This is a genomic window from Campylobacter sp. IFREMER_LSEM_CL1846, from assembly GCF_025772105.1.
GTDB lineage: Bacteria > Campylobacterota > Campylobacteria > Campylobacterales > Campylobacteraceae > Campylobacter_D > Campylobacter_D lari_D.
Window position 1 is genome coordinate 182,967 of the sequence record NZ_JAKMRM010000001.1, and the last position, 21,650, is coordinate 204,616.

The window sequence follows — 21,650 nt, forward strand, 5'->3', positions numbered from 1 at the left end:
GCTAGAATTGAATCATCTTTTTATAGTGCGTAATAAATTTAATGAGCATAAAAAAATCAGTCCAAAGGTGTTTGCGGTTAATGCCTTTTTGCTAGCATTTTTATTGTTTTTATTTTTTTATTTATCTTTTTTAAGTGCTAGTTATAATTTTGATTTTATGGCAATTTATGAGTATAAAGACAAAATGATACAAGGTTTTTTTACAAGTTTTTTTATTAGTGTTTTGTCTTTGATTGTAGGTGTGATTTTTGCTTTGATTTTGTGTTATATGAGTCTTTGTAAAATCGTGCTTTTTAATATGTTTGCAAGAGTTTTTATAGAGCTTATTAGAGGCACACCTTTGCTAGTGCAAATTTTATTGATTTATTATATTTTTGCAGATAATTTGGGGCTTGATAATCGCTATGTTTGTGGAGTTTTGATTTTAGCTTTATTTGCTAGTGCTTATATTTGTGAAATATTTAGAGCAGGGATTTTAAGTGTTGATAAAATGCAATATGAAAGTGCTAAGGCTTTGGGTTTGAGTGAGTTTGAAATTTATAAAAGTGTGATTTTTCCTCAAGCTTTAAAAAATATCTTAGCACCACTAAGTGGACAACTTAGTAATTTGATCAAAGATAGCTCTCTTTTAAGCGTTATAGCTATTTCAGAATTAACTCAAAATGCTCAAGAAATTAATGCTTTTACCTTTTCTACTTTAGAAATTTATATTCCCTTAGCGCTTTGTTATTTGGTTTTAACTTTACCTATTTCTATGTTTTCAAGAAAGCTTGAAAAGAGTTTTTCTTAAAAGAAAAACTCAAGCTTTTGTTCTTTGAAAACTTCTTGCATATCTTTGAGATATTTTTGACTTAGTTTATCAAAAAGACCATTTTTTTTAGATTTTAAAATAAACTCATTGAGCTCTTCTTTTAATTTGGTATTGTTTTTATTTAAAGCCATGGCCCATTGCTCAGGTGTTTTTTCAAAAGGGGTAAAAATAGCTTTTGTTTGCTCAGGATGTTTTTTCCATGCTTTATAAATACTCATTTGATCATAAATAAAAGCATCAGCTTTTGCTTGAATGACTTCTAAAATAGCTGCATTTTCTTTATCAAATACTAGGATTTTTGCATTTTTAAGATTTTTTTGAGCATATAAATGCGCACTTGAACCTCTTTTTAAAGCAAGGATTTTCCCTTTTTGATTTAAATCTTCTATGGAATTAATATTTGATTCTTTAGCGCTTAATATCGCTAAATTTGCCTTAGCATAAGGCAAGGTAAAATCTATTACTTTTTTTCTTTGCTCGCTTATACTCATAGAAGACATGATGAGATCTATTTTTTGAGTTCTTAAAGCAGGTATAAGTCCATCCCAAGCTATATTTTGAATTTTTAAATCATAGTTTTTTTCCTTAGCAAAGGCTTGTAAAAACTCTACACTAATACCACTTGGATTGCCTTTAGTATCACTCATTTCAAAAGGAGGGTAGGCCAGTTCCATACCTACGATTAATTCTTTTGCATGAAGTGTAAAAAATAAGCTTAGTAAAAAAAGTATTTTTTTCATTTTTTAACTCCAAATTTAGCCAAAGCCCTCTCATAATCTTCTTTTGTATCTATACCTATGCTTTGACTTTGTATTTTTAACATTTTGATTTTTTTGCCATTTTCTAAGGCTCTTAATTGTTCTAATTTTTCACATTCTTCCAAAGCTGAGTTTTTCAAAGTACAAAATTCTTGTAAATTTTTAACCCTATATGCATAAATTCCAAGGTGGGTTTTAAAATTTTGTTTATAATTTGCCCTTTCATAAGGAATTTTAGATCTTGAAAAATATAAAGCATAATCATTACTATCAGTAACTACTTTAACCAAATTTGGATCATCGCAAGCTTTTGCATCTACTTCTTTGTAGCAACTACTCATAAAACAAAGCTCATCTTCAAAAGCTTTTTGGCTAAATTCTTTAAAATCTTTAATATTTTGTGTTTCTATAAAAGGCTCATCAGCTTGGACATTAATAATTAGCTCATTTTCATTTAGTTTTAAAATTTGACAAGCTTCGTTGATTCTATCAGTGCCACTTTCATGATTTTTGCTTGTTAAAACTGCTTTTATATTGTGTTTTTGTGCTATTTTTAAAACCTCTTCATCATCAAGTGCCACATACACTTCATCAACTTCTTGCATTTTTTTAGCTGTATAAATAAACATAGGTAAATTATCAATCTCACATAAAATTTTATTTTCAAAACGACTTGATTTTAATCTTGCTGGTATGATTATCATTGTTTTATCCATTCTATAATAGTTTGTTTTAGATTTTTGAGTTTGCAAACTTGATTTTGTTTTTGAGTGCTTGTAAATAAGCTTGCAATATTTGGATGAATTTCTTGCTTAAATTCTTTTGCAAGTTCTTGCATACAAGCTTGTTCATCTTGACATTCTTTGTTATAAATTGCTTGATACATACTTGGGGTAAATTTACTCCATTGTGCTGTGGAAGTGATGAGTGTCGTGGTGTTAGAATCAAGCATTTTAAAGCAAGTGCAAGTGTGAGGATCTAAAAGTCCTAAGTGGCTGTATTGTTTGATATATTGCATGCACTCATTATCATTGCAAAAATCAGCTTCAAAGTCTTCTTGTAAAAGCTCTAGTTCTTTTTGGCTAAGCTCATAATATTTTTCATTCTTTAAAGCTTGCATTAACTCTTTGGTGCGTTCATCTTTGAATTTATCAAAAAGCAATCTTTCTATATTTGATGATATGAGTATATCCATAGCAGGGGAAATAGTCTTTTGTAAGTTTTTATTTCTTAAATCATATTTGCCTGTATTAAAAAACTCACTTAAGATATTGTTTGAATTGGAAGCAATTTTAATTTTACCTATATTTGCTCCCATTTTTTTAGCATAATAAGCCCCTAAAGCATCGCCAAAATTTCCACTTGGAATGATGATATCAATTGTTTTATCAATTTTCAAACTAGCATAATAATGATAGATGATTTGAAAAAGTATTCTTCCAAAATTAACTGAATTTGCAGCACTTAGACTTAACTTTTCTTCTTTTAAAGTATTTTTAAAATCTTCATCATTTAAAAGTGTTTTTAGAGCATTTTGCGCATCATCAAAATTACCTTCAATGGCTATGGATTTTAAATTGCTTGCATTTGAGTGTGTCATTTGTAAAGCTTGAGTTTTGCTTGTGCCTTCATTTGGGTAAATGCAAACTACTTTTATGCCTTTTTTATTTTCAAAGCTTTTTAGCGTAGCAGGCCCTGTATCGCCACTTGTAGCACACATGATTAAAAAATCATCATCTTTTTTTAAGTATTCTAAAAGCACGCCAAAAGGCTGCAATGCCATGTCTTTAAAAGCTCTTGTTGGCCCATGAAATAATTCATTAATATAAAGCTTATCATTAATTTTTCTTAAATTAATAGGGCAGGTTTTATCATCAAAACTCTCATAAGTTTTCAAAGCTTTTTCAAAAACTTCAGGCTCTAAATCAAAATCAAAAGCTGCGATGATTTTTAAGGCTAATTCTTTGTAGTTTAAATTTTTTAAAGCTTCATTATCAAGCTTTGGTAGATTAAGTGGTGCATATAAAGCATTATTAGGTGCACTAGGGCTAAGTAAGGCCTTTGAAAAGCTTACTTGGTGATTTTTATCTTGGGTTGAGTGTAGTAACATTTTTTTCCTTGTTGTTAAATTTATCAATATAATCTTGTAAAATTTGCTTAAAGCTGTCTTTTAAAATAATATCAAGATGAATTAATTCTGTTTTAAAGCCAAAATCTTTTACCTTGACATAGTCTTTAAAGGTTAGCATTAAGGTATCACAATTGTGTTTTTTTAAAAGTTTTTCTAATTCTTCTTTTTGAAAAGTGTAATGATCAGCAAAAAAATAACAAGCCCTAGCTTTGATAAAATGCTCATATAATCTAAAAGGCTTTGCAATAGAGCTTATTAAAATAGCTTTTTGATTTTCTTTTACATGAGAATAACGCACAAAATCTTCATTTTCTTTAGCTATAAAATCAGCCCTTTTAGTAAAAGATTTTGGCAAACGATAAGCCCCACTAGGTAGGGTAAAATCAAAAAAAGGCTCATCTTTGCTTTGTAATAAAATATTAAGTTTTTTAATATGAAATTTAGAAAAAGCATCGTCTAAAAGTATGATTTTTGCTCCAAGTTCGATAGCTTTTTGTATGCCTTTAACTCTATCTTCACTTACTATCACTCCGCTAATATGCTTTGTAAGTGCATACTCCATAGCTTCATCGCCACTTTCTTTAATGCTGCATAAAATTTTATCTTTGTGTTTAACGATGATTAAGCCTTTACTTTGTCTTTTATAGCCTCTTAAGATGATAAAACAATTTTCAAATTCAGCAGCTATGGCTTTACAAATGGGAGTTTTTCCATTGCCTCCTAGGGTTAGATTGCCTATGCTTATAATGGGTAAATTAAAATCAAGTTCTTTTTTAAATTTAGTATTTAAAATAGCTATAATCATATATAAAAAGCTAAAAGGTAAAAGCAAAAAGGCTAGAATTTTTTGCAAAAAATTAGGTTTAAAAAAATACCGATCAAGCCAAGTCATATGTATTCTTTAATGTTGTTGGAAGTTTTCTTTTAAAGGCATTATTTTGCATACGCTCTAAGACTAAATTTTTTAAATTTTCATCAAAATTTTCCAAACTTTGATTATTTTCTAAAGCTTTTAAAACTTCATCTAAAACTTCATATTTATAGCCAAGATCTTTTTCATCGCTTTGATTTGGCCAAAGATCAGCACTAGGGGCTTTTTGTATGAAATTTTCATGTACACCTATAAATTTAGCAAGCTCGAAAACTTCACTTTTATAAAGTGTAGCTAAAGGATTAAAAGCACAAGCTAAATCCCCATAAATAGTTCCATAACCAAGCATAAGTTCACTTTTATTAGAAGTGCCTACCACTAAAGCATTATGCAAGGCTGAATAATCATAAAGCAAGCTCATACGCACTCTTGCAGCTAAATTTCCAAAGCGTAAAGGGTTTAAGTCTTGACAAATTTTTTCATAAGCACAAAGTACTTCATCAATATAAATGATCTTGTGATGAATTTGCAAATGATCACATAGCATTAACGCATCATCTAAATTTTCTTTTTTAGAATGTTTTGTAGGCATTAAAAGCACAAAAAGTTTTTCACCTACTGCTTTTTTGCAAAGATGAGCTACTAAAGCTGAATCTATTCCACCGCTTAAACCTAAGATGAGATTTTTATCTCTTGCTTGTTCTTTTATAAAATTGATCAATAATTCTTGTAATTTTGTATAATTCATAAAAAATCTTTAAATATTAATTTTTTAAAATTATATTTGATTTAGTTAAAAGGAAGTTTATATGCGTATTTTGAAACAACCATGTGGAATGTATGAAACAAATTGTTATATTATAGATCATAATAACAAGCAAATTATCATCGATCCAGGAGAAAATGCTTATAAGTTTATCAAAGAAAATACAAGCAAACCTTTAGCTATTTTAAATACCCATGGTCATTATGATCATGTTTATGATAATGCTAAAGTTAAAATGGCTTATGAAATTCCAATTTTTATCCATAAAGATGATGCTTTTATGCTAAAAGATCCTTTTAATTATGGTTTTGAGCATTCAAGTGCTGATGTATTGATAGAAAATGAAAATGAATTTAGTATAGATGAGTTTAAGTTTAAATTTCATTATTTCCCAGGGCATACTCCAGGGTGTTGTATGATAGAACTTGTGGGCGAAGATGTGTTTTTTAGTGGGGATTTTTTATTTTATCGTAGTATTGGTAGGTGGGATTTTCCTTACTCAGATGCAACTAAGATGAAAGAGAGTTTGCTTAAAGTTTTAGCTTATGAAAAAGATTTTAAGCTTTTTCCAGGGCATGGAGAAGAAAGTTCTTTAAGAGAAGAGCAAAGTGCAATTCCTGCTTGGTTAAGGTATTTTCATTAATGGATAAGGTTTTATATTTTTTAAGTTTTTTACTGATTTTAAGTGCGATTTTGAGTTTTTTTAAACCCAAAGAAACAAAAAAGAAATTTTTTCACAAATGTCCATGTTTTAGAGCAGTAGAAAATGGTTTAATGAGTAGAATTTGCATTTATGTAGGAAGTTTTGGTTTTATGTATTCTGTGCTTTATATTGGTTTTGGAGTGTATGATAAAAAGCTTTTTATGATTTTGCTTTTATCTTTTGCGATATGGTATTTTGCTTGGGTTTTAAAAAAAGAATAGCTAGAATTAGCTATTCTTAAAAATTATTTTGTATTAATATATAAAGGTTCAAAAGGACCATAACGATGTTGCTCTATACTAAATTTATCATGTTTAGCATAAGGTTTTACATCCATATCTGCAGGTTTTACATCACGATCTGGAAAGTCTTTATTTCTATTCTTTTTAATAGGTCTTGGTTGAGAATTAATATAAGCTGCCACATCATAAGCTTGTTCTAGAGTTAAGGTTGCATCATCTTTTGGCATATTTGCTTTGATATAACTTGCAGCTTTGATAAGTCTATACATGCCAGCACCTGTGTTGTAACTATCATTTCCCCATAAAGCAGGATATATGTAATAACTCATACTAGGATTATTACTTTTTGTTCCCTCTCCATTTTCTCCATGGCAGGCTACGCACTTATTTTGATAAATTTCTTTACCTTTTTTAGGATCTGCTGCTCTTTTTAAAAAGGATATTTTAGGTAATCCTTGTCCTTGTGTTTTTGCTCCTACTTCTATACCTTGAGAAATATAATGCATATAAGCAAGTATGGCTTTCATTTGAGGAGAGTTGTTTGGAAGCCTTTTACCATTCATGGATCTTTCCATACAGCCATTAATTCTATCTTCTAGAGTGATTATTTTATCCGCTCTTGCATTATATTGTGGAAAGCGTGCATAAATTCCTACAAAACCTGATTGATTTTTTATAGTTCCAGCATTAGCATGACAGCTTGAGCAAGAAAGATTGTTACCTGCATAACGATTTTTAGGATTTTTTGCTTGAGGTCCTATATAGCTTGTGGTGTAATTTAAAATTTTATTACCCAAAATGACTGCTTGAGTATAAGGTGAATTTGGAAGCTTATCTTCAATGATAATACCATTTTCTATAGTATTTGGGACTTTCCATTGTGCACTTTGTAAATGGATACCTGTTTGCTTTTTTGCTTGAAGTTTTGCTTGATCAATGGCAAAAGCAGAACTCATTAAAAAAGATAAAGATAAGACAGAATATACAATTTTTTTCATTTTACCTCCTTGAACTTGTCTTATTTTCATCTTATAACTTGAAATTTAAAAAAATATTAAATATTTTTAATGTAAAAGTATCTTTAAATACTACTATGCCGTTTTTAAAGATAAAAATGATATTATTAATATTTTTTAGAATATGTAATTAATGTTACCTTTTTATACATTTTATCAAAGGAAATTATCAATGAGAAAAAGCATAGCAGAATGGGAAAAACAGGAACTACTTTTACTTTCATTACCCCATAAAAATAGCGATTGGAGCCTTTATTTAGAGGAAATTATGCAAAGCTATGAGGAATTTATTAAAGCTGTGGCAAATTTTCAAAAAGTTTTACTTATTGTTCCAAGTGAAAAAGATTTTCAAAGATTTAAACATATAAAAAATGTAGATTTTTTTAAATGTGATACTAATGATACTTGGATTAGAGATTTTGGTGCAATTGATGTGCGTGAAGATGATAAAATTATAGGGCTTGATTTTATTTTTAATGCTTGGGGTGATAAATTTCAAAGCACTTTAGATAATGCGGTAAATTCAAAGCTTTTTGCACAAAAATTATCTGGAAAATTAGAAAAAATTGATTTTATTTTAGAAGGTGGGAGTATTGATTTTAACGGGCAAGGAGTAATGCTTACAACGAGTGCTTGTTTGTTAAATGAAAATAGAAATTCACATTTAAATAAAGAGCAAATTGAAGCTAAGTTAAAAGAAATTTTTGGCTTAAATCAAATTATATGGTTAAATCATGGTTATATAAAAGGCGATGATACTGATCATCATATAGATACTCTAGCAAGATTTATCAATGAAAAAACCATTGCTTATTGTGTGTGTAAAGATGAAAATGATGAGCATTACGCACCTTTAAAGGCTATGGAAGATGAGCTGAAAAAAACAGGATTTGATTTATTAGAGCTTCCTTTACCTAAGCCTTTGTATTTTGAAGGTAAAAGGCTTGGTGCTACTTATGTAAATTTTGTTTTTGTTAATGGTGGTTTGATAGTGCCAACTTATAATGATGAAAATGATGCTTTGGTATTAGAAAATTTACAAAAAGCATGCAAAGATAGAAAAGTAGTAGGGGTTGATGCAAGGGTGTTTTTAAGACAAAATGGTTCTTTGCATTGTTCTTGTCAAAACCGCTATGAAGGTCAAAGATGAATTTACAAAAAAGCGCAACTATCATTGCAAGTGTATGTGCTATTTTTTTAGCTATTATAAAATTTGCAGTAGGATTAGCTTCGGGTTCTGTTGCAGTACTTTCTAGTGCGATTGATTCTTTGCTTGATTGTGTGATTTCGGGTTTAAATTTTTTAGCTTTGAAAAAAAGTTCTCAAGGCTCTAGCAAGGAATATAATTTTGGCCTTAGTAAAATTGAAGCTTTAATGGGGCTTTTTGAAGGTCTTGTTATTAGTGGGATTGGGGTTTATATTTTTTATGAGAGTGTTTTGAAAATTCACAATCAAGAAAGTGTAGAAAAACTTGATCTTGGAATTTTTGTCATGGCTTTTGCTATGGCTGTGACTTTGTGTTTGGTGGTTTTTTTAAATTATGTTGCTAAAAAAACAAAAAGCTTGATTATAAAAGCTGATAGCTTACACTATAAAATAGATTTCTTGACTAATGCTTTAACGCTTTTAGCACTTGTGATTATAGCTTTTACAAATTATCATTTTATTGATGGATTATTTGGCATAGCTATAAGTTTATATACGATTTTTTCAGCTTTTAAAATCATTAAGGAAAGTTCTAAAATTTTATTAGATGTAGCTATTGATAAAGAACAAGTTGAAGTGATTAAACAAATTATAAGTACAAATAAAGAAGTCAAAAGCTTTCATCATTTAAAAACTAGAAAAAGTCCTGATATACTTTATGTTAGTGTGCATTTAGTTTTTGAACCTACAATATCACTTTTAAAAGCTCATGAGATTGGTGATGAGATTGAAGATAGTATAAGAGAACATTTTAAAGATGATTTTTGGAATATCCATATACATTTAGATCCTTATGATGATTCAGAAGAAGAAAGGAGTAAAAATGAAATTAGCGCTCATTCAGCAAGAATTTAAACAAAATAAAGAAAAAACTATAGAAAAAACATGCGAACTTATTAAACAAGCAGCAAAAGAAAAGGCTGAGCTTGTGTGTTTGCAAGAGCTTCATCAAACGCAGTATTTTTGTCAAAGTGAAAATGCAAACTTTTTTGATTTGGCAAATGACTATGAAGAGGATGTTAAATTTTGGTCTAATGTAGCTAGGGAAAATAAAGTTGTTTTAGTAACTTCTTTATTTGAAAAAAGAAGTGCAGGGCTTTATCATAATACTAGTGTGGTATTTGAAAAAGATGGCTCCATAGCAGGCAAATACCGCAAAATGCATATTCCTGATGATCCTTGTTTTTATGAAAAATTTTATTTTACTCCAGGTGATTTGGGTTTTGAGCCTATACAAACAAGTGTTGGAAAGCTTGGGGTTTTAATATGCTGGGATCAATGGTATCCTGAAGCTGCTAGGTTAATGGCTTTAAAGGGAGCTCAAATTTTAATTTATCCTACTGCTATAGGTTGGTTTGATAAGGATGAAAAAGAAGAAAAACAAAGACAGCTTGAAGCTTGGATAGGCGTTCAAAGAGGTCATGCTATAGCTAATGGCTTACCTGTAGTAGCTATTAATAGAGTGGGTTTTGAAAAAGATGAAAGCGGTGTGGAAGAAGGTATAAGATTTTGGGGGAATTCTTTTGTTTTTGGGGCTCAAGGTGAAGAGCTTTTTAGGGCTGATGATAAACAAGAGCTTTGTAAAATCGTTGAAATTGATATGCAAAGATGTGAAAATGTGCGTAGATGGTGGCCATTTTTACGCGATAGACGCATAGAATATTTTCATGAATTAAATAAAAGATTTATCGACTAAAAGGAGAAAAATGAAAAAAGTTTTAGTGCCTTTGGCAAAAGGTTTTGAAGAGGCTGAATTTATAGGTATAGCTGATGTTTTAAAAAGAGCAGGGGAGGCTAGTGGAAATTTAGAAGTAATTATTGCTTCGCTAGATGATGAGTTTTTAGTGCAGGGAGCTAATGGAATTAGCATAAGGGCTGATGTGAGTTTGACTAGTGTTGATCAAGAAAATTTAGATGCAATCGCTTTGGCAGGTGGATTTGAAGGTATGATGAATTTAAAAAACAATTCACTTATCATAAAAATCATACAAGATTTACATGCTAAGAAAAAAATCGTAGCTGCTATTTGTGCTTCACCTATGGTATTGGCAAAAGCAGGGGTGATTAATGGCGAGTTTTCTTGCTATCCTGGTTGTGAAGTGGGTATTGAAGGTATAAGAGTAAATAAAGCAGTTGTAGTAAATGAAAATGTCATCACAGCAGCTGGGCCTGCTACGGCTATTTTATTTGGTTTAGAGCTTGCTAAACATTTATGCTCAGAAGAAATTTATCAAAAACTTTATGAAGGTATGCTTGTTCCTTTAACAAAATAAACCCTCGCTGATGAGGGTTTAGCTTACATTTGTTTCATAAGCTTGGTAATTTCACCCTCATGAGGAAATCTATCTACTTCACAATTAAACAAGTCTTTTTTAGAGTAAATGATTTTACCATCTACTTCTACTATAAAATGACCGCCACCTTTTTCTATGGTAGAAATTTGTGCATCTTTGAATTCATTTTGTATTTCTTCTGCAACCCTTGCAGCTTGTGGTTTGTAATTTCAAAGATTACAATAATAAATTTTTACTTCCATTTTTTACTCCTTTTTTGAAAGTAAGCTATTATACATTTTTTATGCTTGTAAGTTTTAAATTTAAGGTTTTTTTTTATAATAATAAAAAAATACAAGGAAAAATATGAGCCAATTTACACATTTGCATTTACATACAGAATATTCTTTACTTGATGGAGCAAATAAACTCAAAGAGCTAGCTAAAACGCTAAAAGCACAAGGTGCAACAAGTGTTGCTATGACTGATCATGGAAATATGTTTGGTGCTATTGATTTTTATAAAACAATGAGAGCTGAAGGAATTAAGCCTATTATAGGGCTTGAAGCATATTTACATAATCACGATGATTTAAGTGATAAAAGCTCAAGACAGCGTTTTCATCTTTGTTTATTTGCTAAAAATGAAATTGGTTATAAAAATTTGATGTATTTGAGCTCGCAAAGTTATATACATGGCTTGTATTATTACCCAAGGATTAATAAAAAGCTTTTAGAGGCTCATAGTGAGGGTTTGATTTGCTCTTCTGCGTGTTTGCAAGGTGAGGTTAATTGGCATTTAAATACCAAGAATGAAAGAAATATAAAATTTGGCGCAAAGGGTTATGAGGGTGCAAAAGAAGCAGCTTTATGGTATAAAAAGGTTTTTGGAGATGATTTTTACCTTGAAATTATGCGTCATGGTATTGATGATCAAAAATTTATTGATGATTCTATCATCAAACTTGCTAAAGATCTTGATATAAAAATTATTGCAACTAATGATACGCATTACACTTTTAAAGAAAGAGCGGCTGCTCATGAAGTATTTATGTGTATTGCTATGGGGGTTAAGCTTGATGATCCAGGGCGTTTAAGACATGAGGTGCATGAGTTTTATGTAAAAACGCCAGAGCAAATGAGCGAGCTTTTTGCTGATATTCCTGAAGCCATTGAAAATACTCAAGAAATAGCTAATAAATGCAATTTAGAATTAAAACTAGGCGATCCAACCCCACCAAATTTTAAATTTACCCGTGAATATGCAAAAAAATATAGTTTAAATCTAGCACAAGAAGATCAAGAATTTAGCTTTGATAATGATGATATAGTTTTTGAGTATCTTTGTAAAAAAGGCTTAGAAGAAAGACTTCAATTTATCGATGAGAGTAAGCACCAAGAGTATAAAGATAGGCTTGATTTAGAAATTAGTATTATTAAAAATATGAAATTTTCAGGTTATATGTTAATCGTTCATGATTTTATCGCCGCAGCTAAGGAAAAAGATATACCAGTTGGCCCAGGGCGTGGGAGTGCAGCGGGGAGTTTAGTTTCGTATTGTTTGAAAATTACAGATTTAGATCCTATACCTTATAATCTTCTTTTTGAGAGATTTTTAAATCCTGAGCGTGTATCAATGCCCGATATTGATGTGGATTTTTGTCAAGATAGAAGAGGGGAAGTGATTGATTATGTGATCGATAAATATGGAGCTGAAAAGGTTGCACAAGTCATTACCTTTGGTAAGCTTTTAGCAAAGGGAGTAATCCGTGATGTAGCTAGGGTTTGTGATATGAGCATACCTGATGCGGATGCTTTGGCAAAATTAGTTCCCGAAGAGCTAAAAATTACTTTAGAAAAAGCCTATGAGCAAGAACCAAAAATAGCTGAATTTGTAAATTCTCATCCAAAAGGGCGTCAAGTTTGGGATTTTGCTAAAGCACTAGAGGGTTTAAATAGAAACGCAGGTATGCACGCGGCCGGAGTTGTGATATCTAATGAAGCTTTGTGGAATAAAGCTCCGCTTTTTAGACAAAGCAAAAACGATGAGCGTCATTTGGTAACGCAGTATTCTAAAGAATATCTTGAAGATGTGGATTTAATTAAATTTGACTTTTTGGGTTTAAAAACCCTTACAGTAATTGATAATGCCATAAAACTAGTTAAAAAGCGTTATGGTAAAGATGTGATTTGGGAAAAGATTGATATGAATGATCCTAAGGTTTATAAAACTATACAAAGTGGTAATACCTTGGGTATTTTCCAAATAGAATCAGGCGGTATGCAAAGTTTGAATGCTAGGTTAAAGCCTGAAAGATTTGAAGATTTAATCGCGGTTTTAGCTTTATATAGACCGGGACCACTTGATAGTGGGATGGTGGATGATTTTATCGATATTAAACATGGTAGAAAGGCTGCTACTTATGCATTTGATGATTTAAAGCCTATACTTGAAAATACTTATGGGGTTATAGTTTATCAAGAGCAGGTTATGCAAATAGTGCAAAAAATTGGTGGTTTTTCTTTGGGTGGAGCTGATAATGTGCGTCGTGCTATGGGTAAGAAAAAAAGAGAAATTTTAGACAATCTTAAAGCAGAGTATTTAGAAGGAGCTAAAAAACAAGGCTATGATGAGAAAAAGGCTGATGATTTGTTTGAGCTTATTTTGAAATTTGCTGAATATGGTTTTAATAAATCTCACTCGGCTGCCTATGCGCTTATAACCTTTCAAACAGCGTATTTAAAAACTTATTATCCAAGTGAATTTATGGCTGCGCTTTTAACAAGCGAAGAAAGCAATGTGGATAAGGTCGCAAAATACATTGAAGAGATGAAAAGAATGAATATCAAGCTTTTGCCGCCAAATATCAATAAAGCTCAAAGAGAATTTAGTGCAACTAAGCTTGAAGATGGTTCTGAAGCTATTATTTATGGGCTTGGAGCGATTAAGAGTGTGGGAATTCCTGCGATAGAAAATATCATGACTATTCGCAAGGAAGAGGGCTTTAGTGATTTTGATGATTTTATAAGCTCTATTGATCCTACTAAGATTAATAAAAAAACTATAGAAAATTTAGCTAAATCAGGTGCTTTTGATGAGTTTGGTTATACTAGAAAATGTTTGGTGGATAATCTTGAGCTTATTTCAGAAACAAGTAGAAAAATAGCTGAAGTTAAAAGAAATTCTACTGCTTCTCTTTTTGGAGAAGAAGAAATAGCCGCAGATATCAAAGTAGGGCTTCATGATAGCAAAGTAGAATTTGAGTTAATGGAAAAACTAGGCTATGAAAAAGAAATCTTAGGAATTTATGTATCAGGCCATCCTTTGGATAAATTTGCAAGTCAAATAGAAGGTATAGATTATTTTAAAAGTATGGATTTTGAAACACTCAAAGGCGAGGGTGAGCTTTTGGTTGTAGGAAAGATTGAAGATTTTAAATCAATGATGAGTAAAAGTGGTAAAAGATATGCTAAGGCTGTGGTTTTAGACTTTTATTCTTCTTTTGATATGATTATTTTTGAAACTCAAGTAGAAAAAGTTGAAACACTTTTTAAAGAAAGCAAAGATGAAGCCTTTGCCTTTTTACTAAGATATAAAAACAATGACAATGACTTAAGCTTTAGTTTAAATGAAATTTATACACTAGAAGAAGCAAAAGAAAATGAGCTAAAATCTTTTAGTAAGAAAAAAAGCTTTGTAAAAAAAGAAAACAAAGAAGATTTTACACAAGATCCTATGAAATTTGAAGAAAATATCATAGAACTTGACATTAATAAGCTTAGTAAAGATATGGTGTATGAAATTTATGATCTAGCTAATACAAGACATAATCCAAAAGATGCTAATAATAAAAAGCTTGTGTTAAAAGTACTTGATATGGGTAGCTGCTTGCTTTATCATACAAATTTTGTTCTCTCGCAAGAAGCTATGGATGTGATAGCTCAAAAATGTAAAGGTTAAAATATAGACACTAAAAGTCCATTTTATATAGTATAATTATATCAATACAATATAAAAAGGATAAAAAATGGCTTTAGCGGTTGAGACTATTCAAGATTATACCATCCAAAAAGGTAAAAAATCTTTTTGGATGTGCTTTAACACTCCAAATAATGATTTTCATGTCAATAAAACAAAATATAGCGATTTGTTTGATAAAGACAAGACAGATTACAAAGCTAGAGATGAATTTTTAGCTTTTATGAAAGAAAATTTTCCAAAAACAAAACTAACTATGGTATTTGATACGGCTCCGGTGGGGTATTTGTTGTATCCTTATTTGGGTAGTCTTGCTGTTGATTGTGAGGAAAATGATGAGGTTTATAAGGCTATAAGCAAAAAATACGAAGATGAAAATTGCATGCCAAAATCCATGAATGCAGTTTTTTGGGAAATGAGCCTTGAAGTAGCCAAAGAGCTACATGAGGCTAGGAAATTTGATTATGAAAATTTTTAAAGGTAAAAAATGCAAATACAAACTTATATAAAAGAAGCTTTAGACAAAGCAGAGGTAATCATCATCACAGCTGGAGCTGGCATGGGAGTAGATAGTGGTTTGCCTGATTTTAGAGGAAAAGAAGGTTTTTTGGAGAGCTTATCCGCATTTGCAAAAACTAGGTATAGACTTTGAACGCATGGCTAATCCTACAAATTTTTATACAAACGCACAGCTTGCTTGGGCTTTTTATGGACATAGATTTAAATTATACAAAGATACTAAGCCACATAAAGGTTATGAAATACTTTTAAAACTTGCAAAAAGCAAACAAGATTATTATGTCGTTACGACTAATGTAGATGGACATTTTAAAAAGGCTGGTTTTGATGAGAATAAAATTTATGAATTTCATGGAAATATAAATTACTTGCAATGTTTTAATTATGCATGCGGTGATTTGATCTGGCAAATGCAAGAGGAATTAGATATAGATATGGAAAATTTCAAAGCCTTATCTTTGCCAAAATGCCCTAGATGTCAAGGTTTAGCAAGGCCAAATATCTTGATGTTTAATGATGGTAGTTTTAATGATAGCCGTTATTTTTTACAAAAGCAAAGTTATAAAAACTGGCTTAAACCCTTAGAGGATAAAAACATCTTGCTTATAGAGCTTGGAGCTGGTAAAGCTGTGCCTAGTATGCGTATGTTTAGTGAGGATTTTTGTAAAAAAAGCAAAGCTAGAACACTTTTAAGGATCAATCCAAATGAGTGTGATTTTCCAAAGTTTTTTAGAAATGGCATAGGGCTTAAGATGAAAGCTTTGGAAGCTTTGGAAATGATAGATAGCTTGATATAATAAGCTTAAAATTTAGAAAGGCTATAAATGATTGAAAAAGAAAACGAAGTAAAATCTTGCGTTGTGAGTTTGAAAGAGTTGGTGTGTGGAGATATAATTAATGGTAGTAATATTTTTGATAAAGCTTTTTCTTTAAACATACCTTATTATCAACGCCCTTATGCTTGGGGTATAGAGCAAGTTAAAATTCTTTTAAAAGATATAAGCGAACAAATAGATAAAAACCAAAAATATCTTTTAGGAAGTTTGATATTGCATAAGGGAAATACAGAAATAGTAGAAGGCCAACAACAGAAAGATAATGAATTTAATATAGTAGATGGCCAACAACGCCTTACCACCTTGGCTTTAATTTTAAGAGTTTTATGTAAATGTAATTTTTTAAATAATGTTAAATACTCTCATAATGAGTCAAAATACCATATCAAAGAAAATTACGAGTATATAAAAGCTTATTTTGAAAGTTATAGTGATAAAAAATGCGAGTTTTTAAATTTTCTTTTAGAGAATATAGAATTTATCTGCGTTTTAGCTCCAAGTGAAGATGATGCGTTTTTGTTTTTTGATAGTGCAAATTCAAAAGGAAAAGGCTTAAAATCATACGATCTTATAAAGGCTTTTCATTTGCATTCTTTAGAGAAAAATCAAGGTGGTATGCTAGGTTATTATGCAAGGAAATTTGAAAATCTTGCAAAAGATGAAAGGAAAATCACTATTTTATTTGATGAGCTTTTAGCACCTGCTAGAGCATGGTTAAAACATAAAAACATTAGAGTAGATAAAATTAAAACAGAACAAATATATGAAGAGTTTTGTAAAGAATTTTTTAGCGATAAATTCCTTTATAGTAAGGAAGGTTTAGGGGTTTTAAGTAGTTTTGCTAATGGGGTGGATTTTTTTGAGTATTTGTTTAAATACAATGAGCTTTTTGATAAATTATCAAATAATGCTTTATATCAAGAGTTAGATAAGATATGTGATATAGGATTTATTTATAATAAATACATTTATGCAATTGCTGTGATGATTTATTTTTCTAAATTTCCAAATGGCAATAGTGATTATTTTTTACTTTTAATTGCAAGAGCTGCTTTTAGCTTAAGAGTTTATGGCTTAAGTATTTCTAGAGCTACTCAAAATAATTATGCTTTGGAATTTTTAGAAAAAGTGTATTTTGTATCTTTTGAAGAAGAATTAGAGCAAAATTTACTTGATTTTATAGCTATAAAAAATGAAGAAGAAAGAAAATCATCACAAGAATTAGATGGTGGAAGAAGTGATTATGTAAAAATTGTTGAAAAATACTATCAAGGTAAAAATGCTCCATATAAAAACATCCCATCACATTATGTAAAAAATAAAAATAAAGGTATAAACAATGAGTAATAAAGCAAAAATCGAAAATATTAGTGGAGTAAAAGATATCTTTTTTGAAATTCCACCTTATCAAAGACTATATGAGTGGAATAAAGAGCAAATACAAACCTTACTTAATGATATAAAAACTAAATTTGATGAAAATAAGAAAGATGAAAATTACTTTATCGGTAATGTAGTGGTAAGTAAAAAATCTGTTAAAAAAGATCAGAAAGATGATGTTAAATATTTACTCATAGATGGCCAACAACGCTTAACAACTTTGTTTTTGATAGGATTTTATCTTTCTTATAATCAATCAAATAATCAATCAAATAATCAATCAAATAATCAATCAAATTGGAAAGAATTTATAATGCAAAGTGATAAACTTAGAATTTCTATGCCTATAAGAGAAAAAGAAGAAGAAGTTCTAAAAGAATTTGCTAAATTTTGTAAAGATAATCAAAATAATGTGAGAAAAAATGATATTTTTTTACAAGAAATTAAAAAATTTCCACAGGATATATGCCAAAACATACCACAAGCTTTAGAAATTATAGTAAATTGGTTTGAAGAAAATATCAAAGAAAATATCAAAGAAAATATCAAAGAAAATATCAAAGAATTTTCTGATTTTATTTATAACAATGTAAAATTTGTTTTTGTAGAATTAGCCCAAAATACTGACTTAAATCGCTTTTTTATCCGTATGAATAAGCGCGGCAAACAACTAGAAAAACATGAAATTTTAAAAGCAAGATTGCTTTCTAAAATTACTAATAAAGATGAAAAAACTCTAATTACTAATAAAGATGAAAAAACCCTTTATGCTCATATATGGGATATTTGCTCTCAAATGGATAGTTATATCTTTCAAAAAGCTAGTGATAGAGTGATTTCTAAATCAAATGAAAGTAGTGGAGATAATTATATAAATAATATCATACAACCTAAAAAATCATTTGACAAACCAAATCAAGATGAAGAAGAGCGGGAAAAATTTAAATCTATAGTAGATTTTCCTACTTTTTTATTGCATGTTTATAAGCTTACTTTTTTAGAAGAAAAGCAAAATGAAAATAATGATAAAAATTTTACCATAGACAAAAATAAGCTTTTAGAGATTATAAAAATAGAAGAAAAAGAAAGTAGAGAAAAAGCTAAAAAATTCATAGAAAATCTTTTAAAATATAGAATTTTATTTGATTATTTTGTTATTAAAAGTCAAGATGATATGGAAAATTCTTATAAGATTAGAAGATTAACTAAAAAATATAGTACATACACAATCAGCGAAGATTCTAATGCCATGCCTGATCTTGCTATAGTACAAAATTATCTACGCGTAGCAAGAAGTGGTATGTCTAATAATCATCATCACTGGCTTACTCCGTTTTTGAAATTTTTAGATAAATTATATAAAGAGATCAAATTTAACTTCTCATTTGATAAGTTAAGCGATGATGAAAATATAATCAATAAAATACAAATAAAAGATGGTGATATTAATTTTGATGATTTTATCACAAAGGATAAAAATGTTAATCAGAAAAATCTAATATCTTTTCTTGAAAATTTAGATACAGATTTAGCTAAAGAGCAATTGCAAGATAAAGTTAATGAAATTTTACAAGATTCACAAAAGAAAGATGATGAAAATTTTCAAATAGATAATTTTTTCAAAAAAGAAAAATGCATATTAGATCAAGGAACAGCGACTCCGCATTATTGGTTTTATCGTTTGGAGTATTATTTATGGAAGTATTCAGAAACAGATAAATTAAAAGAAACAGAATTAGATAAGAAAAAATTTAGCGATATTGCTAGCAGTTTCTATTTTAGAAATTTAAATTCCATAGAACATGTGCAAGCACAAAGTAAAGCACAAGAATGGAAAAATGACAAAGATAAAATAGATAATTTTGGAAATTTAGCTCTTATTAGCTCTAGTTTTAATTCATCTTTAAATAACCAAGATACACAAGATAAATATTTAGATTTGCAAAAATATATAAATAAAGATAGTGTTATATCTTTAAAACTTTGGTTAATTTATGCTTTAAGCAAAAAAGATCAGTCAAAATGGACTTTTGATAATGCACAAACACACAAAGAACAAATGTTAGGAATCTTAAAAAAATCGCTTAAAAGCAATTAAGATAAAGCCTAAGGCTTTATCTTTTCATAAATTTAGCAAGGACTTTATTTTTGCTTCTTATCTTACGAAAATACTCTTTTGATAAGATATCTTTTAAAATTTTAGCATTGTTGTAGCTTAGATTAGTTTTTCTTTGTATGTAAGAAATGGCTTTATTTGCTAAATTTTTCTCTCTTGATTTTTTTATCAAAGCCTTATCTAAAGTAGCTATTTTAGGCATGTTTTTGATAAATTTTAGATACTCTTCTTTGCTTTCAAAGGGAGAATCTTCAAAACTAAATGGAACCTGACTTGGTATTTTTTTCTTTTTCATTTTTTCCTCCATATTTTTAAAATGATATTCTAGCATAAAATATAGACAATATTAGTCTATAAAATTCTAATATAATTTCATTTTATAAAGGAAAATGATGAAAGATGTTAGGATTGTTATCGATGATGAATTTGATCATGTAAGAGATTTTCAAAATGGCTTTGCAGCGGTAAAAAAAGCTGGTAAGTATAGCTTTATAAATAGCAGTGGAGAATTAATTTGTGATTTTTTATATGATGAGGTTTTAAATTTTAGTCAAAATTTAGCAGGTGTTATGATAAATGACAAATGGGGTTTTATAGATACTAAAGCTAAAGTGGTGGTGGATCTTATATATGATGATGTTTGTAGTTTTGTAAATGATTATGCGCTTTTGCGACAAGGAAATGAAAATATCATCATAGATACTCAAGCAAATATCATTTTAAAGACTGAATATGATGGCATTATAAGACTTAGTGATAAGCTTTTTAAGATTAAAAAAGGCGATGTGTTTGCATTGATTGATCAGAATGGAAATTTTTTAAGTGATTTTGAGTTTTTAAGTATAAAAAGACTAAATGAAAAATTATTTTTATGCAAGCAAAAGATCAATGGCAAGTTTAAATGCGGAGTTTTAAATGAATTTGCAAAGCTTGTTTTAGAGGCTAAATTTGATGATATTAGCTTGATAAATGATGAGTATTTATTAGTGTTTGATGGGTTTTTGTATGGTTTGTTTGATGTAAATTTAAATTGTATTTTTGATCCTATGTATAAGGATGTGAAATTTATAGCCAAAGATATGATCAAAGTCAGGGTAGGGACTAAATATACTTTGGTAGATAAAAACAAAAATGAGCTTAGTAAGAATAGTTTTGATTTTATGAAGATTATTAATGATAAGCTTGTTTTGTTTTTAGAAAATTCTAAATTTGGTTTCATGGATCAAAATGGGATGTTAATTTGTGAAGCTAAATTTGATGAAGTTGGAGAATTTGTTGGTGGATTAGCTTGTGTAAAGATAGCTAATAAATACGGCTTTATATATAAAAATGCCAAAATCATCATCGATGTGATGTATGATGAGCTTAGGTTTTTTAGTGAGAATTTAGCAGCCTTTTGTGTAGCAGGAAAATGGGGTTTTATCAATACAAAAGGAAAAATCGCAATAGAAGCAAAATACGATGATGTAAGTAATTTTAGCGAAGGTTTAGCTGTAGTAAAAAAAGATGGTAAATACGGCTATATTAATAAAAAAGGAAAAATCATCATAGAAGCAAAATACGATGAGGCAAATAGCTTTAGCGAAGGTATAGCAAGTGTAAAAAAAGACAATAGATATTTTTTGATCAATCAAAATGATGAGATACTTTGTGAGCATGAGTATGAGTATATGTCTTGTTTTAGCTGTGGTTTGGCATTAGTTTTAACAAGTGATGGTTTTATTTATGTGGATAAAAATGCAAATATTGTTATAAAAGAGCATTTTGATGAGGCGTTTGATTTTAAAGAAGGTTTAGCACAAGTTTGTATAGATAATCAATGGGGTTTTATTAACACAAATGGAGAATTTGTGCTTGATTTGCAGTTTGAAAATGTAAATGATTTGGGCAATGGAATTTATGAGCTTAGTAAAAATGGACATAAATTTTACTTAGAATACAACGGAAAAATAACCCTTAATCCTTTTTCTCAAAGACAAATTGCATGTATAAGCAAGGATATAGGCTGGAAAATTTTAAGGTTGCTAGAGTCAAAAGAGTAAAG

At 29.5% G+C, this 21,650-nt stretch carries 22 protein-coding genes; 14 read left to right on the forward strand and 8 right to left on the reverse strand.

The window, feature by feature from the left end; all coding sequences use genetic code 11:
• The first annotated feature begins 7 nt into the window (after positions 1 to 7).
• Positions 8 to 790: an amino acid ABC transporter permease gene (locus L8W40_RS00940; RefSeq protein WP_263660060.1), complete on the forward strand. Its 783-nt coding sequence runs from the start codon at positions 8 to 10 to the stop codon at positions 788 to 790.
• Here the strand turns inward: L8W40_RS00940 and L8W40_RS00945 are convergent.
• The 5 genes from L8W40_RS00945 to L8W40_RS00965 are packed head-to-tail and all read right to left on the reverse strand — an operon-like array spanning position 787 to position 5,319.
• Complete coding sequence (locus L8W40_RS00945) at positions 787 to 1,551, reverse strand: transporter substrate-binding domain-containing protein (RefSeq protein WP_263664438.1); 765 nt, start codon at positions 1,549 to 1,551, stop codon at positions 787 to 789. The two genes, L8W40_RS00940 and L8W40_RS00945, sit on opposite strands and share 4 nt — an antisense overlap.
• Positions 1,548 to 2,273: a 3-deoxy-manno-octulosonate cytidylyltransferase gene (kdsB, locus tag L8W40_RS00950; RefSeq protein WP_263664439.1), complete on the reverse strand. Its 726-nt coding sequence runs from the start codon at positions 2,271 to 2,273 to the stop codon at positions 1,548 to 1,550. Before kdsB ends, L8W40_RS00945 begins: the two co-directional genes overlap by 4 nt.
• Positions 2,270 to 3,679 (reverse strand): threonine synthase, encoded by a 1,410-nt coding sequence (gene thrC / locus L8W40_RS00955; RefSeq protein ID WP_263664440.1) that lies wholly within the window; start codon positions 3,677 to 3,679, stop codon positions 2,270 to 2,272. The genes kdsB and thrC overlap by 4 nt, the downstream gene beginning before the upstream one ends.
• Positions 3,654 to 4,592 (reverse strand): tetraacyldisaccharide 4'-kinase, encoded by a 939-nt coding sequence (locus tag L8W40_RS00960; protein WP_263664441.1) that lies wholly within the window; start codon positions 4,590 to 4,592, stop codon positions 3,654 to 3,656. Before L8W40_RS00960 ends, thrC begins: the two co-directional genes overlap by 26 nt.
• Positions 4,579 to 5,319 carry an NAD+ synthase gene (locus L8W40_RS00965; RefSeq protein WP_263664442.1) on the reverse strand — a complete coding sequence of 247 codons (741 nt, stop codon included), beginning with the start codon at positions 5,317 to 5,319 and terminating at the stop codon, positions 4,579 to 4,581. The genes L8W40_RS00960 and L8W40_RS00965 overlap by 14 nt, the downstream gene beginning before the upstream one ends.
• 61 nt (positions 5,320 to 5,380) lie before the next feature.
• Here L8W40_RS00965 and L8W40_RS00970 point away from each other — a divergent pair, with 61 nt between their 5' ends.
• Both L8W40_RS00970 and L8W40_RS00975 read left to right on the forward strand, forming a co-directional pair.
• Positions 5,381 to 5,980 carry an MBL fold metallo-hydrolase gene (locus L8W40_RS00970; protein WP_220567094.1) on the forward strand — a complete coding sequence of 200 codons (600 nt, stop codon included), beginning with the start codon at positions 5,381 to 5,383 and terminating at the stop codon, positions 5,978 to 5,980.
• Positions 5,980 to 6,261, forward strand: coding sequence for a hypothetical protein (locus tag L8W40_RS00975; RefSeq protein ID WP_263664443.1), 282 nt, complete (start codon positions 5,980 to 5,982; stop codon positions 6,259 to 6,261). Before L8W40_RS00970 ends, L8W40_RS00975 begins: the two co-directional genes overlap by 1 nt.
• A 23-nt stretch (positions 6,262 to 6,284) precedes the next feature.
• Here the strand turns inward: L8W40_RS00975 and L8W40_RS00980 are convergent, their stop codons facing one another.
• Positions 6,285 to 7,280 (reverse strand): c-type cytochrome, encoded by a 996-nt coding sequence (locus L8W40_RS00980; RefSeq protein ID WP_263664444.1) that lies wholly within the window; start codon positions 7,278 to 7,280, stop codon positions 6,285 to 6,287.
• A 190-nt stretch (positions 7,281 to 7,470) separates the two neighbouring features.
• On the opposite strand from L8W40_RS00980, the gene L8W40_RS00985 reads away from it, so the two are divergent.
• From L8W40_RS00985 to L8W40_RS01000, 4 genes are read left to right on the forward strand one after another with little or no spacing between them, the layout of a single operon-like run.
• On the forward strand, positions 7,471 to 8,448 hold the full coding sequence (locus L8W40_RS00985) for an agmatine deiminase family protein (RefSeq protein WP_263664445.1): 978 nt from the start codon (positions 7,471 to 7,473) through the stop codon (positions 8,446 to 8,448).
• Entirely contained in the window at positions 8,445 to 9,359 is a 915-nt protein-coding gene (locus L8W40_RS00990) for a cation diffusion facilitator family transporter (protein WP_263664446.1), read from the forward strand. The genes L8W40_RS00985 and L8W40_RS00990 overlap by 4 nt, the downstream gene beginning before the upstream one ends.
• On the forward strand, positions 9,328 to 10,200 hold the full coding sequence (locus tag L8W40_RS00995) for an N-carbamoylputrescine amidohydrolase (protein ID WP_263664447.1): 873 nt from the start codon (positions 9,328 to 9,330) through the stop codon (positions 10,198 to 10,200). The genes L8W40_RS00990 and L8W40_RS00995 overlap by 32 nt, the downstream gene beginning before the upstream one ends.
• A gap of 10 nt (positions 10,201 to 10,210) precedes the next feature.
• The gene (locus L8W40_RS01000; protein ID WP_263664448.1) at positions 10,211 to 10,777 is read left to right on the forward strand and encodes a DJ-1 family glyoxalase III; all 567 of its coding nucleotides are present in this window, start codon (positions 10,211 to 10,213) and stop codon (positions 10,775 to 10,777) included.
• 23 nt (positions 10,778 to 10,800) lie between these two features.
• Here the strand turns inward: L8W40_RS01000 and L8W40_RS01005 are convergent, their stop codons facing one another.
• Entirely contained in the window at positions 10,801 to 11,040 is a 240-nt protein-coding gene (locus L8W40_RS01005; RefSeq protein WP_257396702.1) for a SelT/SelW/SelH family (seleno)protein, read from the reverse strand.
• A 103-nt stretch (positions 11,041 to 11,143) separates the two neighbouring features.
• Here L8W40_RS01005 and dnaE point away from each other — a divergent pair, with 103 nt between their 5' ends.
• The 6 genes from dnaE (at position 11,144) to L8W40_RS01035 (ending at position 19,588) form a co-directional block, all read left to right on the forward strand.
• The gene (dnaE, locus tag L8W40_RS01010; RefSeq protein WP_263664449.1) at positions 11,144 to 14,737 is read left to right on the forward strand and encodes a DNA polymerase III subunit alpha; all 3,594 of its coding nucleotides are present in this window, start codon (positions 11,144 to 11,146) and stop codon (positions 14,735 to 14,737) included.
• A gap of 67 nt (positions 14,738 to 14,804) precedes the next feature.
• Entirely contained in the window at positions 14,805 to 15,233 is a 429-nt protein-coding gene (locus L8W40_RS01015) for a hypothetical protein (protein ID WP_263664450.1), read from the forward strand.
• Positions 15,234 to 15,242: 9 nt separating this feature from the next.
• A complete protein-coding gene (locus tag L8W40_RS01020; protein WP_263664451.1) occupies positions 15,243 to 15,407 on the forward strand; it encodes a hypothetical protein in 165 nt (54 codons plus the stop codon).
• Positions 15,382 to 16,071, forward strand: a complete 690-nt coding sequence (locus L8W40_RS01025) for an SIR2 family NAD-dependent protein deacylase (protein ID WP_263664452.1) — start codon at positions 15,382 to 15,384, stop codon at positions 16,069 to 16,071. The genes L8W40_RS01020 and L8W40_RS01025 overlap by 26 nt, the downstream gene beginning before the upstream one ends.
• 27 nt (positions 16,072 to 16,098) lie before the next feature.
• A complete protein-coding gene (locus L8W40_RS01030) occupies positions 16,099 to 17,457 on the forward strand; it encodes a DUF262 domain-containing protein (protein ID WP_263664453.1) in 1,359 nt (452 codons plus the stop codon).
• The gene (locus tag L8W40_RS01035) at positions 17,450 to 19,588 is read left to right on the forward strand and encodes a DUF262 domain-containing protein (RefSeq protein ID WP_263664454.1); all 2,139 of its coding nucleotides are present in this window, start codon (positions 17,450 to 17,452) and stop codon (positions 19,586 to 19,588) included. The genes L8W40_RS01030 and L8W40_RS01035 overlap by 8 nt, the downstream gene beginning before the upstream one ends.
• 16 nt (positions 19,589 to 19,604) lie before the next feature.
• Here L8W40_RS01035 and L8W40_RS01040 read toward each other — a convergent pair whose 3' ends face one another.
• Positions 19,605 to 19,901, reverse strand: a complete 297-nt coding sequence (locus L8W40_RS01040; RefSeq protein ID WP_263664455.1) for a hypothetical protein — start codon at positions 19,899 to 19,901, stop codon at positions 19,605 to 19,607.
• 97 nt (positions 19,902 to 19,998) lie between these two features.
• Here L8W40_RS01040 and L8W40_RS01045 point away from each other — a divergent pair, with 97 nt between their 5' ends.
• Positions 19,999 to 21,648, forward strand: a complete 1,650-nt coding sequence (locus tag L8W40_RS01045; protein WP_263664456.1) for a WG repeat-containing protein — start codon at positions 19,999 to 20,001, stop codon at positions 21,646 to 21,648.
• The last annotated feature ends 2 nt before the right edge of the window (positions 21,649 to 21,650 follow it).

What these genes read in the sequence shown, in the direction of transcription:
- L8W40_RS00945 (WP_263664438.1), bottom strand. Translation starts at nt 1,551, where the DNA reads ATGAAAAAAATACTTTTTTTACTAAGCTTATTTTTTACACTTCATGCA.
- L8W40_RS00980 (WP_263664444.1), bottom strand. Translation starts at nt 7,280, where the DNA reads ATGAAAAAAATTGTATATTCTGTCTTATCTTTATCTTTTTTAATGAGT.
- kdsB (WP_263664439.1), bottom strand. Translation starts at nt 2,273, where the DNA reads ATGATAATCATACCAGCAAGATTAAAATCAAGTCGTTTTGAAAATAAA.
- L8W40_RS00995 (WP_263664447.1), top strand. Translation starts at nt 9,328, where the DNA reads ATGAAATTAGCGCTCATTCAGCAAGAATTTAAACAAAATAAAGAAAAA.
- L8W40_RS01020 (WP_263664451.1), top strand. Translation starts at nt 15,243, where the DNA reads ATGCAAATACAAACTTATATAAAAGAAGCTTTAGACAAAGCAGAGGTA.
- L8W40_RS00960 (WP_263664441.1), bottom strand. Translation starts at nt 4,592, where the DNA reads ATGACTTGGCTTGATCGGTATTTTTTTAAACCTAATTTTTTGCAAAAA.
- L8W40_RS00970 (WP_220567094.1), top strand. Translation starts at nt 5,381, where the DNA reads ATGCGTATTTTGAAACAACCATGTGGAATGTATGAAACAAATTGTTAT.
- L8W40_RS00985 (WP_263664445.1), top strand. Translation starts at nt 7,471, where the DNA reads ATGAGAAAAAGCATAGCAGAATGGGAAAAACAGGAACTACTTTTACTT.
- L8W40_RS01040 (WP_263664455.1), bottom strand. Translation starts at nt 19,901, where the DNA reads ATGAAAAAGAAAAAAATACCAAGTCAGGTTCCATTTAGTTTTGAAGAT.
- thrC (WP_263664440.1), bottom strand. Translation starts at nt 3,679, where the DNA reads ATGTTACTACACTCAACCCAAGATAAAAATCACCAAGTAAGCTTTTCA.
- L8W40_RS00975 (WP_263664443.1), top strand. Translation starts at nt 5,980, where the DNA reads ATGGATAAGGTTTTATATTTTTTAAGTTTTTTACTGATTTTAAGTGCG.
- L8W40_RS00990 (WP_263664446.1), top strand. Translation starts at nt 8,445, where the DNA reads ATGAATTTACAAAAAAGCGCAACTATCATTGCAAGTGTATGTGCTATT.
- dnaE (WP_263664449.1), top strand. Translation starts at nt 11,144, where the DNA reads ATGAGCCAATTTACACATTTGCATTTACATACAGAATATTCTTTACTT.
- L8W40_RS00965 (WP_263664442.1), bottom strand. Translation starts at nt 5,319, where the DNA reads ATGAATTATACAAAATTACAAGAATTATTGATCAATTTTATAAAAGAA.
- L8W40_RS01045 (WP_263664456.1), top strand. Translation starts at nt 19,999, where the DNA reads ATGAAAGATGTTAGGATTGTTATCGATGATGAATTTGATCATGTAAGA.
- L8W40_RS01000 (WP_263664448.1), top strand. Translation starts at nt 10,211, where the DNA reads ATGAAAAAAGTTTTAGTGCCTTTGGCAAAAGGTTTTGAAGAGGCTGAA.
- L8W40_RS01030 (WP_263664453.1), top strand. Translation starts at nt 16,099, where the DNA reads ATGATTGAAAAAGAAAACGAAGTAAAATCTTGCGTTGTGAGTTTGAAA.
- L8W40_RS01035 (WP_263664454.1), top strand. Translation starts at nt 17,450, where the DNA reads ATGAGTAATAAAGCAAAAATCGAAAATATTAGTGGAGTAAAAGATATC.
- L8W40_RS01015 (WP_263664450.1), top strand. Translation starts at nt 14,805, where the DNA reads ATGGCTTTAGCGGTTGAGACTATTCAAGATTATACCATCCAAAAAGGT.